Raw genomic sequence first — 17,100 nt, 5'->3', positions numbered from 1 at the left:
TCACGCGATGACCGCCTTCTACCCGGCTACGACACGCTGGCCGAAGCCCCCCGTACACCACTTCCCTGGACGCAACACGTCGCGCCATAATCCCGACCGCTCAATCCAAGCGATTGCGCAGAGTTTGGACCGCTATGGCCCCGATTAGGTCATGTCCGCCCTGCCGGGTCTCAGTCCTACACGGCCCGCCCGCTGCCGTGCGAGGCAACCGGAACGGGACGAGCTAACTCACGATCGGTCAGTCACGCTGAACAAAATCAAATGTCTTACCCCTGAGGCAAACTACGCACAGCAGCTGGCCAGAAACACGCACCTTCGATCGAAGATTTCTGCTAGACAGCCAGACAGACATGTAGCAAGGGGTGATTCCTACGCCATCCAACACCCAATGGGACGAGTACCTGAAGTGGAACGCCGCCACTGCCGAGGTGATCTACCCGGTCGGCAACGAGGCGGTGCCGGCCTATATGGACTTGGAGACCAACGAGCTCGACGCCATCGCCGAGCTGGCCAGGTACACCGGGCCAGACCCGGACAAGGCGCTGGCCAAGGCAGTGCGCGCGGTAGTGGTCGACGGGGACAAGCTGGATCTTCAATCACTGGAGTTCCGCACGTCGGCGTGGAATGGCCGCAACAATAACGAAGTACCGCCACCGTGCCTGGCGTTCTTGGCAGTCAGTGTGTTGGCCGCCGAGGACATGGGCCAGTCCGAGGAAAAGTTGGCCGCCCATGCCTACTACCCGCGGTTGGCCCGCCGGCTAGGGATGCCTGAGGGCGATAAATCAGTCGAAACCCAGTACCGCAAACACGCCGAATTCTTCTGGCAGTGCTTGAACACTTGGCTCGCCAACCACGATGGGAACCGGGGGCTGCCCACAGCGTATGCGCTTACCCACCGCTACGTCGGCCTACCGATGTCGCAGGCGCTTATCCGCGAGGGTGACCGTCGCAAGTTTCCTGAAATGTTCGCGCGGTACGGCCTCAGCCCTGGCATGCAGATCGCGCCTGATGCCCTCACCCGCTACCTAGACGATTGGCTGAAGCCGGGCTCGAGCGCGCCGGGCAACCTTGTCAAATTGTGGCAACGCCCGACCAGCCACGAGCGGATCGCCTCGATCGCGGCGGTGGAGCTGAGCAACTGGGACGGCGTGCTGCCCGATAGCGGCACCAACCAGGCCGTGAGCCTCACCGCCCGTGCAGGCCTCGTGGTCAACGTGCGTTCTGGATTTCGCGGATCGTCGCTGGAGATCGCGCTCGGGCTGCGACTGCCCCCCGACACCGACGGCAGGATGCAAGTCCTTTCCCGGGACCAATCGTGGTTGCAGATCAACCTGGCTCCGGGAACGGCAGGCCTTTGGCGGACCTCGTATGCCGAAGCTCTCGACGCTGAGTCCATGCTCGAAGGTGTGGTGCGGTTACGGCGTGCCGATGACGAAGATGGGCCGGAGTATAAGCACTTCCCAAAGCAGATCATTCCGTTGAGCTACGACGAGCTGCAATCTGCCTTCGTCGAGACCGAACGTCTCCAACTGGGCGTCGACTCGTTGTTACTCGTGCGCATGCACGCGCAAAACCAGGCGAAGATCAACGCTGCCGAGCAGGTGCGCAGCGCCTTGGAGCAGGCGGCACGCCCTGGTTTCGAAATCGTGAACGCGCTTCAAGGCCTGCCCCACGGCTGGGCGCTCTTCAAGAACGTGCAGCTGTTTAGAACTCCGAGCACCGATGTCAACGAACTAATCCCGCTGGCCCAGAACCAGCTCACCATTGCCGGCGGACTGCGCATCCCGTCGCGTCTCCGGAAATGGTCGACGCTGGCCCCACCGGAAATTCGAGCGATCGCGCAAACCGAATCCCATTTGCGCGTGACGATTGCCCACACCGACTCCGACGACGTCATCCACGAATGGATCAGTGACGAGGGTGCGATCGTCGCGCCCCTCGACGAACTCAACCTCGCGGACGCTGACTACCGGTTGTCGCTATTCGTTGGCGGCGGGAAAGATCCGGTCCAACAGTCGTCCATTCGGTTGCGTGCGAGTAGCAACGTGGATGTTCTCTGGTACGACGCCCCTCGCCTGGTATACCCGTTGACCGATGCTCTGAGCGTGGTGTCGGCGTCCGAGCAGGGCGACGAGATCTACGCGTCCGTCGTCGACGGCCTGGTGGCGTCAGGCGAGGAGTCGGGAGTCGACCCGAGCGTGCGTGCCACGGCAGCGGTCAACTGGGGCGAGCCACGGCCGAGCGCGCCGAGGGTTCCGATTCAGATCGGCACCCCCGACCCTAACTCTTGTGTCGTCACCGGGGCGCATTACCTCGTGTACCCACCGTTTCTAGGCGGTTGGCAACCCAAATACATTCACGGCACTTGCCGCTACTGCGGTTTAGTCAAACGCTCCCCAGGTTGGATCGGCAATGCGGGCTCACGCTCGGCTGGGCAACGCTCATCCGCAAACAGCGCAGTGGAGGTGCGGGATCTACCGAAAGCTGATGATAATCAAGCTGACTGGGACGCGGCGCTGGACGCTCTCAAACACCTGGGCGGCGGTCCTATCGCATCTTTGAATCAGATTGCACTGCAACTGGAAGGCACCGCGCTGTTCGCCGAGAATTTCCGGCGGGCGCTGGAAATACTTGGACACATCGCGGTCGAACGCGACGAGCGTTGGCGCCCGGCCCGGTGGGAGATCTCCCCGCCGTGCCTGGCTGAGACCGCAGATGGCGAGTACCGGTTCACGGGCTTCTGGACGCCGGACGACATTGAGAACGTCGTTGATGCGGCGGCTGCCTACGGGGGCCAGTTCGCCAAACATCCCAGCGCTGACGCGGCGACCGAATACGGCGTCACCGGTATCAGCCGAGGCGACGCGAGCAACCTGGTCGCTGCGGACAGCAGTGTGACCGTCGTCGACGATGCAGGTATACGGATGCTACGGACTCTGCCGAGGCTTTCGGAGGTTGCTGCGGCACTGCCCCGTGCCGGTATGCCCGGGTTCGATTCGGCCGAGCGGTTCGACGTTGCCTCGGCCAGTTGGGTGCCGACGGGGGATCCTTACGCCGCCGGCGCATACCGGTTGCGAAGGGGGTTCGAGACGCTCTATGTCTTCCGGAGCGCGTCCGACGTGGAGTCCTCGACAGCCGCACTGTCCCCACCTTTTCTTGCTAAACATTTGGCCGCCAACATGATTGGCACGTCTCTCGTTAGCTACCAAATCGCCCTAAAGAGCGTCCTGGTGCCCCTTGGCAGCGACCTGCCGGGGCTGTACGGGCGGGCGATCGTCGCGATGTCGGGCGCGTTGCCGCAGCCTAAGCAGCTGTCGTTCAACCAAACCCGTCGCGCCAGCCTGGTATATCCCGACGTCGATCGGGCCGCAGCGGACCTCCTGGCCACCCTGTTCACCACCTAGGAGCCGAATCGTGGAACACCAGATCACCCCGGTCACGCTTGCTATCGGACTGCGCGATGCCTTCCTCCGGTATTTCGACACCGCTTTCTGGCTCAACGACGAGTCGGTGATGAGGGAGCGCCGCGCGCTGCTAGAGCAACCGGGCGCATTGGTCGGGCAGATCATGCTCGAGCCGGTAATCCCCTACGCCAGTACCGAGCGATTGCTGGATGTCGTCGCCCGCGTTGGTATTTCCGAGCGGGTCGCCCGTGACGTCGCAAGGGCCGTGTTCCCTGATGTCGCAGCTGATGATCTGAAGCTTCGCGAGCATCAGGCCCAGGCCATCGCCCATCATTTCCAAAGTGGCGACGCCCCCGGGCGCAATGTCGTCGTCACATCGGGTACGGGTTCAGGTAAGACCGAGGCGTTCCTGTTGCCGCTGCTGCTACGTCTGGCCGCAGAGACATGGAGCTGGCGCCCCCAACATGAGGCCCAGTGGTGGTGGGATTCAGATAATCCACACTTTGTCCCAATGCGCCACCCAGAAACCCGCGCGTCCGCAGTCCGTGGACTCATTCTGTATCCGACCAACGCGCTGGTCGAGGACCAGATGACCCGCTTACGTCGCGCGGTCCGAGACTTGCGCGCGCTGATGCCTGACAAGCCGATCTGGTTCGGACGGTATACGGGCAACACCTTGGGCTCCAACAAAAAGCCCTCAAAGGGCGCCGCAGCTGATGTTGCAGCTGAATTACGTTCTTACCAACGGCAATTCAATGAGTTGCAGAAGTCCCGTGACGCCGGCCGTGAAATCGACTTGAGTCAATTCCCAGACCCGCGATCTGGGGAGATGATGACCCGCTGGGACATGGTCGACCGTGCGCCCGACATCATGGTCACTAACTACTCGATGCTCAACACCATGATGATGCGGCATTTCGAGCAATCGATCTTTAAGCAGACCGCAGATTGGTTGGAGGCCGACCCAAACCACGTCTTCACGTTAGTGGTGGATGAGTTGCATATCTATCGCGGCACGTCGGGCAGTGAGGTCGCGATGATCCTGCGGGCCCTACTTCGGCGGTTTGGGATATCTCCCGACAGCCCGCAGTTGCGGGTGATCGCGACCTCGGCCTCATTGGACGAGTCTGAGGCTAGTTGGCGCTATCTTGAGCAGTTCTTTGGGGTTTCGCCCGACGCATTTACCATTCAACCTGGCACGCAGATTCCACTCTATACCGATACCAGGCCGATCGGCGACGACCCGGCGAAGATCTCACACCGACTAGCCGCCGCGTGCATGGATCCTGTAGAGCATCGGTTGCGCGCGACCTCGATTGACGACATCGCGAGTCGGCTATTTCCCGATTCTCCAAATGGCCCAGCTGAAGTCGCTAAAGTACTTCAGCTCCTTGCGGATTCAGATCCCGGGTCGGTATCAAATGAGCTAATTCCGTTCCGTGGGCACCTGTTCGTACGGACTCCCCACGGGTTGTGGGCCTGTTCGAACCCCGAGTGCTCCGGGGTGATCGAAACATCGCCAGAACGAAAGATCGGCCGCTTGTACAACACCCCGCTCAGCGCCTGTGCCACCTGCGGTTCCCGGGTCCTCGAACTGTTGTATTGCTATGAGTGCGGCGACGTCAGCCTAGGTGGCTTCATCGTTCCCACTGATAATGACTACGACGAGATCCTTTTGTCACCTGGGCCGGTGACCGAAGATCAGAGCGGCAAACTGGTCTTCCAACGCCCGGTCACCGACTTTTTCTGGTATCGGCCGGGGGTGCCCGAGGATCTGCCCGGCGAGTGGACAAAGGACGGCGGCACCCTCAAAGTCGCATTCGCCACTACCACGTGGGATCCGGCAATCGGGGCTGCTGACCCGTCCGCCAATCCTGCCAACGCAACGGGCGTAAGCCTTAAGGTGGTTGGCCAGAAGCCAGAAGATCGGATTCCCGCGCTGCCGGACCGGTGTCCGGCATGCGGCTTTATCTCCCGTCGCGTGACCAACTTCCGTGAAGGAGAGCTCTTCTCCCCGATCCGAGCCCATGGTGCTGGTACGGCCGCCTCAATACAGCTGTATTTGTCGCAACTCATTCGGTCTCTGGCGGGCGGGAAAACGGGGAGGCAGGCGATCGCCGACTCCAAGACGATTATCTTCAACGACAGCCGCGACGACGCCGCCCGTACCGCTGCGGGCGTTGCGCTTAATCATCATCGTCGCCTTGTTGCGCAGGTTGTACGTCAGGAGATCAAGGCGGGCCCGGACGGGCTGACAGCACTGGACGCCATCATGATTAACGCGCCGGCCACGGCGCAGGAGAAGGGCCTTGGCCCAGCGGTGGTCGCGAGGATGAAGCAGAAGACCGGTATTCCCCTAGATCCCTCCGAGGAACAGGCTCTCGCCCACGCGATCAAGACACTCGGGGAGAGCTCCAGCGTTTCATTCAACGAGCTGTGTAATAAGGTCACCGACATCCTGGTGTCACTGGGAGTCAATCCGGGTGGACCCAATCCGTATAACCAACAGCTGGAGGACCAGTTGTGGGGAACGACGCCGTGGTACCGCGCGTTCCCGCCGCCTGCGCCCGGCCTGTGGGCTGAGCCGCCGCTTCTACAGGGGCAGGAGAAATTACGTTCAGCGCTTCGAGCGTCCGTTATCGAGACAACCTTCGATCGGGCCCGACGAGACTTAGAAAACGTGGGTATCGCCTTCGCCGCCGTCGACGGTTGGGAGCCCGTCGACGGCCCGCTTGACGAAGCCCAACAATCCCAACTTTTGGCCAGTGTGCTCCGAATCCTAGGACTGTGGGGCAGGACGGAGAACAGCACGAAGGGCGGCGTTCATCCCGAAGCTTTGCCTCCGACACCGGTAAAGAAATACCTCAAATCCGTTGCTGCCAAGGTAGGGATTAGCGAGGCAGCCGTGGAACGACAGTTGGACGATCTGGTCGCCGATCCAGCTGTCGGTCGCGCAATATCCGGGTGGCTTCTAAAAACAACCTCGATCGATTCCAGCCTGGTATTACAACGTGGCACCGGAAGGATGTGGCGTTGTATGCGCTGCAATTTCGGGCACTTGCATCCAAGCGTTGGGGTCTGCGCGAACCGACAGTGTTTCCACGGCGAACTGACAGGGGTCGAGATCGACGAGGAATCTGAAATCGACTATTACGCGTGGCTGGCGCATCAAGTACCGCGGCGGCTTGCTATCGCAGAGCTGACAGGCCAGACGAAACCTCTTTCTGAGCAGCGAGATAGACAACGGTGGTTCAAAGGCGCGTTCATACAAAACGAGAATGACCTGACCGACGAGCTTGACGTGCTGTCCGTGACGACAACGATGGAGGTTGGCGTCGACATCGGCTCACTGCGCTCTACGATGATGGCCAATATGCCGCCACAGCGGTTCAACTACCAGCAGCGCGTCGGACGCGCTGGCCGTGCCGGCCAACCGCTGAGCTTCGCGATCACCATGTGCCGGGAGCGCAGCCACGACGAGTACTACTACAACCGCGCCGACCGCATCACCGGCGACATTCCGCCGCAGCCATTCCTGGACCTCACCAGAACCCGAATCATCCAGCGTGTTGCCGCCAGTGAGTGCCTGTATGAGGCGTTCTCGGCGTTGGCGCCCGGCCCTGACTGGACTCCGGAGGGCAGCCACGGCACCTTTGGGCAGTTTGAAGAGTGGCCGACGTACCGTCCCACGGTCGCGGCGTGGCTGGCCTCCTCGCCACAGGTCGATCAGATCGTCGGCCGTCTGGTCGCGCACACACCGCTCGAAGGATCGAAAATCGACAAGATCCGCGCATGGTTGAAGCACAAACTGGTCGATGAGATCGACGAAGTCGTCGAATTCGAAACTGGGTCAGCTGACACCGAGCTGAGCAAAGCCCTTGCGGCGGACGGTAAATTGCCGATGTTTGGATTTCCCACCAGGGTCAGAAACCTGTGGTATTCAGCGGTTAACAACCGAAATGCCTTCCTGAACAACATTGTAAGCGACCGTCCGCTGTCGATGGCGATCAGCTCGTTCGCGCCAGGTGCGCAGGTAGTGAAGGACGGGTTAATCCATCGGGCGGCGGGATTCGCCGCATATCGACCCAAGGGCAAAGTGATAGAGGCTGTGGATCCGCTAGGTACACCGCACCCTGTCGGAAGATGTAAGCGATGCGGTCGCACCGAGCTGGGGCAGAGCACGACCTGCAATACATGTCACGACACGCTTCAGCAGATCACCCTCTATGAGCCACGCGGATTCCGAACTGACTACAAGCCTAAGCCTTTCGACGAAGAATTGGATGTTCTGCGCGGTGCCGGCAGCCCGGAGCTGACGGTGCCCGCCTTACCCACCTCGCATGCGAAATTGGATCGCGTCGACCTCGATCTCTACGAGCAGAGCAGGCTTGTGTCCATCAACGACAACATGTCCAGAGGATTCAAACTGGTTCCACAATCCGACGAAACATACCTTGCGGAGCCGGGTCTCGCCAATGTGTCCCCATTGGTGACAATTGGTGAAATTCGAGTCACCGACACTCTGCAGGTCACCCCGAGTCGCCTGAATGTGAAGACTGGCGCCGTCGCGCTGTACGACCAACCGTCAGGGAAGGCTGCCTACACGTCGTTCGCTGAGGTCATCTCCCGCGGCGCGCAGGTCTACCTGGACCTCGACCCGATCGAATTACACACCGGATTAACGCCTTTGCGCCTTCCCATGTTTGGAGCTGAATCACCGGACAGCAAGGCCCAGGTGGCCGCTGCGGTTTTCCTCGCCGACGCAGCGGCAAACGGTGCCGGATACGCAGCCGAATTGGGGCAACCTGATCTTTTCAAACAGATGCTGAAGGACATCCTGATCGATCGGCGCACCCTTTGGGACCACCCAGATCACCGAGAGCGATGCGACACATCTTGCCCGGACTGCCTTCGTACATACCATAATTCGCGCCAGCACTCATTGCTGGACTGGCGACTAGCCCTCGATATGCTGGAGCTGGCGAACGGCGAGCGATTGACGCTGAGCCGGTCATTGTCTGTCGATGAGCCCTGGATCAAGACCGCTGCAGCTGCCATGGATGCCTCGGCGGACAGCATCAATTCTGTGCCCATTGTGACGCGCAACGACAACTGTGTTGTTCTGTGCCATCCGTTATGGCGCCTTGAACCGGCGTTATTTATTGATGACCAAGCAGAAGCGTATGACGAGGCCATGGATCGCTTCCGCCACGTGGATGTACAGGACATCCGCGTATTCCGGACAAACCCGCTGTCCGTTTGGGCGCAACTTAATGCTTAGACCGCCTCGCCCGCACCCTCGGTTGATCGACCGCATCACCGCCACCGCGCTGACCGACCTGAACAAGTGCGTCTGGCGGGTTGGTTTCGGACGCGACCCAGCGATGTCCTCCTTGGGCCGATGGAGCCCCGCCGCAGCGCTTGGCACAGTGGCTCATTCGGTCAAGCGACAGCTCGGGGACCCCAGGGGATTCGAAGCGATATGGGATGCTGCGGTTGCCACTGCGCAGGTCAGGCTCGCTGCGGAGTGGGCTCCGGCTACCCCACCGTCACCGGATAACTGGCCAGGGTGGTCATTAACCAAGACCCGCATCCGCAAGGCATGGCTCCGCTCTGAGCCTCGGCCTGTGGCCCGGACGGCACCGGCACAAAGCAGTTTTCTTCCGCCGCTACCGTGGCGCGAACTTCGGCTGGATCATCCGAGCCTCCCGCTGGCCGGCCAGCCTGATCTGGTAGAGCGAGTTGATGGGAAGATTTGGGTCGTCGACACGAAAACCGGATTGCGGCAAGCAGATCCGTCACCAGATCAGCGGGACCAGTTGTTGATCTACTGTGCGCTAGTACAAGCCAATCTCGGTGAGATGCCCGCTGTCGCTGCGATCGAAACGTCACGGGGTGAGCGGCACGCCTTTTCGGTCGATCCGAACGAGGTCAAGACCCTGATGGAACGGGCCGTCGATATGCTCGACAGTTTTAACTCCGCTGCGGCCGACGGCTTCGACGAGAGCCTGGCATCACCATCGGCTGAAGCCTGCGGATGGTGTCCATTCCGCATCGCCTGCCATCCGTTCTTCCAGGCGTATGACGAGACCTGGGAGGTATCCCATGCGGTGCTGTTCACGGTCGAATCAGCTGATGTTCGGGAGCACGGTGCGTATGTGGAAGGTGCCGTGCATCTTCCGTTGTGGCGAGTCGACCAGAAGTTCATCTCGACCGGATTCCCGTTTCAGCCCTTACCTTCTGTGGGCGAGACGTGGGCCGCAGCCGACTACGTCGGTAGGGGCTCCTCGGCGGTCGCAGCTTGGAACACGACGACTTTCAGATGGTCCTAGCAGGCACCGCATCGCAAGCACTACATCCTGAATGTCTCATCTTCGGTGGTCGGTCATCGACGGCAATAAAAACGCCGCACCTGCCAGGCCGCGCACCTCAAGCCCGACCGAAAAGGTATCAATCCCTTACGGGCCTTGCTTGACGCAACCAATTCAGACCTTGCTGTATTAGGTCTTCCATCTCGGGTTCTAATGGCCGCGGCCTAAAATGCATCACATCATTCCTGATTTGATTTATGGAAACTAGATTCTTCACCACCGTCGCTCTATCAAAGTCTAACCCGATCTTATCCCAGTTCTCTGGCTTTTCTAAGATCGCAACGTATTGACCAAAGGTAAGGTCCGAAGCGCCTAAGATTTCTCTATTGTCGCCAGGGAGCTTGGCCTCTTGGAGGGTCGGCAGGGGCAGCCGGTTGACCAACGCCCGCAGGCGTTGTTCAATTTCCCCAATCCTTATAAACGATCCGGCTGTCTTAAGAAAATTGTCGGCCAGATCAGTCGCGGTTAAGATAGCGACGAAAACGTTATCTGGACTGCGTATATAGATGTAGTCGTTTGCAATTATCGCGCCTATGTGCTGTAGCAAATCATCACTTGATGGCGCTACGTGATCACCCTTAACCATTGCTTCTTTTGCTGTTGAGTCCTTTCGCGAATGAGGCCAACGCGCCAAGGTTTTCCAACTAACCGTCCCGTATAGCTCTCTTCGAGTCTTGCTCAGGACAGGCAATTGCGAGAAGTCCCGCATCACCATCATGGTCTCTACCTCGCATAGCGGAGTGTCAAGGCCCACGCCGACAAGCTCGCGTTCGTCATCTATAACCGATGAGATGGGCCATCCGGCTTCATTGGACGATCCCGGCGCAAGATCCCTCTTGTCCAAAATGTTAACTGAACCATAGTAATCAGCCTTAGCGATTTCTGGAGTACAGGCAAGCCCTCTTTTGTTTAACTCGTTCTCGATTTGACGCACAATATATGCGCCGCGCCGCTGGTAGTTCCATAGTTTGAGAAAGTGTTTAACGCTAATCCTTTTCGGTTTTCCGACCTTTATGTCGCTTAGAAACGCGTCATATCCATGGTCTGTCGCAGATTCTCTTGCGCTATCACCGTCGGCTTGGTTGGCCATGACTACCTCCGATGTGTTCACCTGAATGAGCGGATCGTCAAGCGGTCGGCTTCCGTGCGTGCATTGCTCGCAGCTCCCAGACGTAGTCTCTGAGCTCGATTTCGAATAGAGTTCATGCCAATCACAGCTCATCTCCATGCCTGGGCAAACCTGATGTCGAGCCGCTCACTTTGCTTGTAGCCCGACCACGTCGGCACGCCGGCACGCTGCCCGCGGTAGATGCCGCGCGCCGCGGCCACGACGCGCTCATGCTGTGTAGGCCACTGAATCTGGGATGCGATCTGTTCCAGCACCTCTCGATCGCGCTCCAGCACCCGGTCGACTATCGACACCGCCGGCAATGCGCCGCTCTTGTCGCAGTTGCAGCGGGCGCACGCTAGCACGAGATTGGCTAGCCCGTCGATACCGACCAGCGACCACGGCAGCACATGATCGATTGGATTGCTCACTGGCAGGTGAGTGCCGCAGTAGAAGCAGTGTGGTCCGAACGCTTCCTTGAACGGCTCCCGGACGGCGGCCAGTGCGGCGCGTTCACGACCGAACAGATGACCCGCAACGTCGGGAACCTTGTCGTAGAGGAACTTGTTCATCCGCCGCACGTCGTCGACCCACATGATTTCGAGGGCCGGCTTGAGCAGTCCGGCTAGCCGTGCAAGGCCATGCGCCACACCGGGTTTAAGTTGTATCGCGTCGCCGCGGGCCCGCAGCGTCGACCGCGACACTTGGTCATGCAAGAACGAGTCGTCGTATAGAAATGGATCACTCGCGGACGACCCCGGCAGTTTTTGCAGCCGATGCAGCGGCTGCTGCGCAAGGCACAGCGTGATCTCGTCGATGGCGCTTCGGTATGCGTCAGGCGCTCGCAACTTGGCGATGTCCACCGACACGGTGGTGCCCGTGATCCCGGCCGCTCTGCGCAGCGCAGTCGTGGCGTTCAGAATTCGCGCCCGCCGCTGCGTGGATTGGCGTAATTCGTTGCCCTCGAACGGACGCACCTGTTGCCAGTAGATCTCCAGCACCCGGTGCGCCAGATCGGGAATCGGTACCTCCAGCACATCGCTGGCCTGCCGGGGCATGTTCTCGATGCAGTGATCGATCAATGCCATCAACGTTGCCAGTTTGTAGGTGGCTGTGCGCAGGCCGGTCTCCAGGATCGCGACCACGCGTTGCCCGAGCAGAAGCGGGTCGGCGGTCTCATCGCTTACGGCGCACCCTCGACGTCGGCCCGGTCGGATAGAACTGCACCACCGCATTATTGCGATCGGAAGGGACAACGTGGGCAATCTTGTGCGGGACAGAGTGCCCGACATTATTCGGGCCTCCGGACGCACACCTCATGTGATGACGCTGCGCCCGGGCGAGTACCGAGCCACGCTGGACGTCAAGCTGCGTGAAGAAGTCGACGAACTCATCGCCGCTCAGAGCACCGAAGCCGTCATCGAAGAAGCCGCCGACATCGTCGAAGTCCTCGCTGCGGTCGCCGGCACTCAGGGCCACACCCTCGAAAACATTGTCGCTGTCGCAGAACGTAAGTGTGCGGCGAGAGGAGGGTTCAGCATGCGGCTCTGGCTGAGCGGCGTTGACCATTAAATGGGCCGCCGTGCCAGTGCACGGGCAGCGGCTCATTCGACGAACAGCGCCGTCGAAGCGATAAAGCCGTGCAGTGTGGGTCGGACCGATGTCGCCGGCGGCGAAGAAACGGGCGAACGGAATCCCGCCCAGCAGGTCTGACATCGTCGATCGTCGTGGTCGGCGATCTCGAATATCCGCTGCCCCGGTCCTCATATGACATGCAAGGCACCGTCACTCTGTCGGTTACGCTCCCCGTATGCAAGAGGCCTTGCGAGTAAGCGACACATCGCTGCGCGCGGTCGCTTCGGGATGTGCGGAGTTGGCTGCCAAACTGAGCGGTACCGCGGCGCCGTCGGCAGAATCAGGGTTGTCGTGTCAGCCGAGCACGGCGGCGATAGAAACGCTGCTGGCCGATGCCGGGGTGGCTCGGGAAGCCATCGCCAGTCGGATAAGGGACACATCGGTCGAAGTCGGTTCTGCCGCTGCTGCGTACGCGAACACCGACGCTGACGGTGCAGCCAAGCTCGGCGATCAAATGGTGTAAATGACCGCGCCCGGTCCGTTGCCCAGCCTCTCGGAGCTACAAGCCTGGCCCACCGAGCATTTCGGTGCGATCGCCGAGTGGTGCGACGCCGAAGCCGACCGGTGGGAGAACGGCTTCACTGAAGTCCATCAGCAGCTCCGCGAGGCCGACTGGGCGGGGCAGGCTTACGACAGCGCCGTGCAGCGCATCGAAACCGACTTGGGTAAGGCGCGCGGCGGGTGCACCGCGTTGCGCGACGCGGCGAAAATCTTGCGGATGGCCGGGGAGAATGAGGGCTTCGCCAAGGCCGCCGCTCTGCGGGCAGTCGCCGAGGCGACCGCTGCCGGGTATGTCGTGGGTGAAGACCTGTCGGTTACCGACACGATGAAATACACGTCGTGGGATCAGGCCAAGGCCCGCCGGGACGCGGCGCGTGAGTTCGCCGCTGAGATCCGTGCCGAAGCGGCATCCCTGATGCGGATCGACCAGGACATCGCCGCCAGGCTTCCCGCCGCCGGGGCTGGGCTGCGCGCTGTGCGCTTTGACAAGAACGAGGGATCTCGTGTGCAAGCGGTCGGTTTCAAAACTGATCGTGCAGAGGGTGACTTGCCATTATATGGTCCGGATGGCAAACCTCATCCGGGGGATGTTTTGCAGCGCGACGTCGGCGATTGTTATTTCGAGGCCGCAGAGATCGCTGTTTCCGATAAGAATCCGAGTCGGATAACAGGAATGATCGAGGCCGGCCCGGATGGGAAATACTATGTAACAGGACTGCAAGACCCGTTAGGCAACACATTAAGTCATTATCCGGTTACGGATAAAGATATACAGGAAGTGTTATCGCATCATCCTGGGCAGAAAGTGCTGTGGCCGGTAGTGCTGGAAGCCGCAGAGGCTAAGGCCCGAGGCGGTGGTGATGTGGCAAGTGGGCTGTCTGCCATGGGTGGGGGCGGCTTTCCTGGGGACGGACTCCAGCAACTGGCAGGTAAGGCTTCCTACAATTGGTTTCCCGGTGGCGGTCGGGATGAGACGGATTTGATCAACGCACTCAATTCGGGAAAACCGGTCGTAATGGCAACGTCACCATCGGCAACGCCGATCGGTATAGATCCCCACCGCGATGGCCTGGTAGGAAGACATGTATACGCATTGAGCAGCGCCCACCGCGATCCCGACGGGACGGTATGGGCAGAGATTATAAACCCGTGGCAATACAACTTGGGGCACGGAGATTCTGGGGTGCCGGGTGTAATTATTGATCCGGCCACCCCTGGACGGGCCTGGTTGAATCTGTCTGGTGCGCTATCGCACCATGGAGTTACAGCGTTTGTTGTTGGTGGCGGATAGATGGGAAGAATCGCAGGACGCTTGGGCAAGTGGCAAAAATTGCTGCTCCTTGCTGGTGTTGCTTTAGTCGCAGTAGTTGTGGCTATACCTTGGCTCTTGAGGACGCATCCTGATGAGAACCCGTTGTCGCATCCGCCAGCGCCCAAAGGCCCGCACACGACCGTGACCGCCGGCGAAGACTGCGGCTCCTACTACCCTCCTGGAGCCAAAAAGGGCAAGGTCGATATTCGCGACACGAAAATAGTTGTCAATCGAGGATCGACTACCTGCGGTGAGGCCACAAGAACCGTGACTAACGCATACAACGATGCCGCCCAGGCGGATGTCGATTTCCCGGTGGGAGATGGGTGGAACTGCGTCTCCTTCGACGGTTCTGAGGCGGCCTTGGCCGGGTACAAGCTGAAATGTGACAAGAATGGGACCGAGATTAGGCTGGTGTTTGTCTTGAACCGCGATGAGAGCAATAGCGTAGATTTTAGGCTATACCGAACCCCGCCCGGCGCGCCCGGCATCCGCGGCGAGGCATACGCATTTTCCTCCCCGGAAAAGAACATCTGGTGCCAGATAAGCCTGGGTGATTCTCGGACCGTCAGAGATGTCGTATGCCAAGGCGCACTTCCGCCCGACGCGCCGTTGGTAAACGGTTCGAAACCAAACTCGGTCGTATTGGAAGCTGCTCCAAGCAACCTCGAAGCCCATTTTGCTGTACTGGATCGAATCATTGATTTTGTCCCGCCGCTACCGATCGGTGCGTCTATCCAGGTCGGAGCTGTGGAGTGCGTTGCTACAGGGCCCGACGAGTTAACATGCACGGCAAATAGGGGCACTTCTTATGAGCACGGCTTCACAATCTCCCCGCATAAATACGCATTCCATTGACGGCATTGAGACGCAAAGTGCGCCTCTGGCTAAACTGCGTTGAACATTAAATGGGTTCCTGGCGCCAGTGCAACGGCAGCGACTCATTCGACGAACAACGCCATCGAAGCGGTAAACCCGTGCAGCGCATTATGTCCCGCGATCGGGCCGATCTCTCCGGCGGCGAAGAAGCCAGCAAGCGGAATCCCGCCCAGAAGGTCGCAGATCGTCGACGCGTCGTGATCGGCGACCCCGAACATCCGCCGGGCCCGCCCGTTGCAGGTGAACAACAATGCGCCCACCGGACGCCCGGGCAGCTCTGCCCCAGCCCGTTCTACAGTCAGGCGCAGGTCCTTGTCCGCCCCAGCTGCATCACGGACCTGAAACTGCACGGTCGCGCCTACTTCGACCACGTCACCGATCTGGATCGCCCCGGTCGACGGGTCGGCGCCAAGCAGCCCGCGAATGATGAAGTCGCCCTGGCCCGGAGCCGCCAAAGCGACAACTGAAGATCCTCCGACGCACCGCCGCAAATTGTCGCTATCAGGCGGGCAATCCGACTAAGCCGAATGCCGAGTGAAGTGTTATGCCGCAAGGCGGGCGGCCCAGGCGTGAACCTGGGCATCGCTACCGATGATTTGGGTCTTGATCGTCATGGAGGGCGCGTAAAGCGTGCCCACCCAACGTCCCATCTCAAAGTCCACCCGCAGCACCCCACCGTCGGGCAATCTGTGATGCCCAATGTGCGTCGCTATGCCCATTGGCCACTCCGATCAGTGTCGCTGCGGCGGTGAGCCGCTCTCATAGAGATATACGTCAGAAAATGCGGGCGAGTTCACCGGAGCAAAGTCAGGTGGCTCGGATAACGTCGACGCACGTGACCGGCACCGCGACCCGAACAGTGCTTGCCGGTGTCTTGTCCATCGGGCTGGCGGCAGTATCCGTAACCGCTGACCCTGCCAACCTCTCCGCGTCGCCGGCGGCGCGCAGCGCTTATGTCGCAGTTTCGGTGGCCACGGTGTGGACCACGCCGCAGAGCCCGCGTCCGGTCGACCATCCCGCCCTGACAAATCCCGTCGATATTCGCGGCTGGCTGTCCGGGATGACGCCGGCCCAGCGGGAGGCGCTCATCTCGGGCAATCTCAGCCAAACGCAGGCCCTCTTCGGCGACCGCGTCCTTGTGGTGGGGGAACAGGGCGACTGGGACCAGGTACTGGTCCCAAGCCAGCCCACACCGAAGAACGCGCTGGGCTATCCCGGCTGGATTCCCAAGGCGCAGTTGGCGACTGACCAGGGCTACGGCGCACTGAGGGAACACGCGCCCTTCGCGCTGGCCGATCGCAGCACCACCACCTGGCTGTACCGCGAATCCGGACTCTCCAATCACGACCTCGAGATCAGCACCAACACCAGGCTTCCCGTCCTGAGCCGCACCGACAAGGCCGTTCAGGTGGCCACCCCCGATCGCGGCCCGAAGTGGCTAAATGCCCGAACGGTCGCGGTCTACGAAAAGCCCACGGACATACCGCATCCCACCGGAGCCGATCTGGTCCGCTACGCCGCCACGTTCGTCAACGTGCCCTACCTGTGGGGCGGGCGTGCCGGCTTCGGGTTCGATTGCTCCGGCTTCACCTCCACCATCTACCAGGTGTACGGCGTCACCCTGCCGCGCGATGCCGGCCCGCAAGCCGCCGACAGCCGGGGCCGCGCGATCGACAAATCCGCTTTGCAACCCGGCGATCTGCTGTTCTACTCGCACGGCGGCAGGGACCCCGCCAATCCCGACGCGATCTACCACGTGGCCATGTATTCCGGGAACGGCGAGATGATCGAGGCATTCGACAAGACGACACCAGTGCGCATCACCCCGGTTCGCCTGGCCACGGACTACTGGGGCGCACGCCGCTACCTCGAGCAACCGCGGTGAAAGGG

At 60.6% G+C, this 17,100-nt stretch carries 10 protein-coding genes and 1 pseudogene; 7 read left to right on the top strand and 4 right to left on the bottom strand.

Features of this window, described 5'->3' with window-relative positions; all coding sequences use genetic code 11:
- The first annotated feature begins 362 nt into the window (after positions 1–362).
- From AWB95_RS09630 to AWB95_RS09620, 3 genes are read left to right on the top strand one after another with little or no spacing between them, the layout of a single operon-like run.
- Positions 363–3,404, top strand: a complete 3,042-nt coding sequence (locus AWB95_RS09630) for a hypothetical protein (protein WP_062539411.1) — start codon at positions 363–365, stop codon at positions 3,402–3,404.
- Positions 3,405–3,414: 10 nt separating this feature from the next.
- Positions 3,415–8,685, top strand: a complete 5,271-nt coding sequence (locus AWB95_RS09625; protein ID WP_062539412.1) for a DEAD/DEAH box helicase — start codon at positions 3,415–3,417, stop codon at positions 8,683–8,685.
- Positions 8,570–9,736 (top strand): PD-(D/E)XK nuclease family protein, encoded by a 1,167-nt coding sequence (locus AWB95_RS09620; RefSeq protein ID WP_084707031.1) that lies wholly within the window; start codon positions 8,570–8,572, stop codon positions 9,734–9,736. Before AWB95_RS09625 ends, AWB95_RS09620 begins: the two co-directional genes overlap by 116 nt.
- Before the next feature lie 118 nt (positions 9,737–9,854).
- Here AWB95_RS09620 and AWB95_RS22955 read toward each other — a convergent pair whose 3' ends face one another.
- The 3 genes from AWB95_RS22955 to AWB95_RS24095 all read right to left on the bottom strand — a co-directional run bounded on the left by AWB95_RS22955 (position 9,855) and on the right by AWB95_RS24095 (position 12,599).
- The gene (locus tag AWB95_RS22955; protein WP_139818475.1) at positions 9,855–10,865 is read right to left on the bottom strand and encodes a CBS domain-containing protein; all 1,011 of its coding nucleotides are present in this window, start codon (positions 10,863–10,865) and stop codon (positions 9,855–9,857) included.
- A 128-nt stretch (positions 10,866–10,993) separates the two neighbouring features.
- A complete protein-coding gene (locus AWB95_RS09615; RefSeq protein WP_084707032.1) occupies positions 10,994–12,118 on the bottom strand; it encodes an HNH endonuclease in 1,125 nt (374 codons plus the stop codon).
- Positions 12,060–12,599, bottom strand: a complete 540-nt coding sequence (locus tag AWB95_RS24095; protein WP_157011449.1) for a hypothetical protein — start codon at positions 12,597–12,599, stop codon at positions 12,060–12,062. The genes AWB95_RS09615 and AWB95_RS24095 overlap by 59 nt, the downstream gene beginning before the upstream one ends.
- Before the next feature lie 94 nt (positions 12,600–12,693).
- On the opposite strand from AWB95_RS24095, the gene AWB95_RS09605 reads away from it, so the two are divergent.
- Genes AWB95_RS09605 through AWB95_RS22950 form a run of 3 tightly spaced genes read left to right on the top strand, consistent with a single transcriptional unit; the run spans position 12,694 to position 15,189 of the window.
- Entirely contained in the window at positions 12,694–12,981 is a 288-nt protein-coding gene (locus AWB95_RS09605) for a type VII secretion target (protein ID WP_062539415.1), read from the top strand.
- Entirely contained in the window at positions 12,982–14,310 is a 1,329-nt protein-coding gene (locus AWB95_RS09600; RefSeq protein ID WP_062539416.1) for a calpain family cysteine peptidase, read from the top strand. It abuts the gene before it with no gap.
- Positions 14,311–15,189, top strand: coding sequence for a hypothetical protein (locus AWB95_RS22950; protein ID WP_139818474.1), 879 nt, complete (start codon positions 14,311–14,313; stop codon positions 15,187–15,189). It abuts the gene before it with no gap.
- Between the two features lie 83 nt (positions 15,190–15,272).
- On the opposite strand, the pseudogene AWB95_RS09595 reads toward AWB95_RS22950, so the two are convergent.
- Positions 15,273–15,665, bottom strand: a pseudogene (locus AWB95_RS09595) (FIST C-terminal domain-containing protein); the annotation flags it as partial.
- Between the two features lie 380 nt (positions 15,666–16,045).
- Here AWB95_RS09595 and AWB95_RS09590 point away from each other — a divergent pair.
- Positions 16,046–17,095, top strand: coding sequence for a C40 family peptidase (locus tag AWB95_RS09590; RefSeq protein ID WP_169714657.1), 1,050 nt, complete (start codon positions 16,046–16,048; stop codon positions 17,093–17,095).
- Positions 17,096–17,100 lie beyond the last annotated feature (5 nt).

It is taken from the genome of Mycobacterium celatum (assembly GCF_002101595.1).
Taxonomy (GTDB): Bacteria; Actinomycetota; Actinomycetes; order Mycobacteriales; family Mycobacteriaceae; genus Mycobacterium; species Mycobacterium celatum.
The sequence above is the reverse complement of the archived record's forward strand: the minus strand, read 5'-3'. Positions and strand labels throughout refer to the sequence as shown.

Excerpts from the sequence above, each read along its gene's own strand:
- AWB95_RS22955 (WP_139818475.1), bottom strand. The coding sequence starts at position 10,865 with ATGGCCAACCAAGCCGACGGTGATAGCGCAAGAGAATCTGCGACAGAC.
- AWB95_RS09615 (WP_084707032.1), bottom strand. The coding sequence starts at position 12,118 with ATGCGGTGGTGCAGTTCTATCCGACCGGGCCGACGTCGAGGGTGCGCC.
- AWB95_RS22950 (WP_139818474.1), top strand. The coding sequence starts at position 14,311 with ATGGGAAGAATCGCAGGACGCTTGGGCAAGTGGCAAAAATTGCTGCTC.
- AWB95_RS09600 (WP_062539416.1), top strand. The coding sequence starts at position 12,982 with ATGACCGCGCCCGGTCCGTTGCCCAGCCTCTCGGAGCTACAAGCCTGG.
- AWB95_RS09620 (WP_084707031.1), top strand. The coding sequence starts at position 8,570 with ATGACCAAGCAGAAGCGTATGACGAGGCCATGGATCGCTTCCGCCACG.
- AWB95_RS24095 (WP_157011449.1), bottom strand. The coding sequence starts at position 12,599 with ATGTCAGACCTGCTGGGCGGGATTCCGTTCGCCCGTTTCTTCGCCGCC.
- AWB95_RS09605 (WP_062539415.1), top strand. The coding sequence starts at position 12,694 with ATGCAAGAGGCCTTGCGAGTAAGCGACACATCGCTGCGCGCGGTCGCT.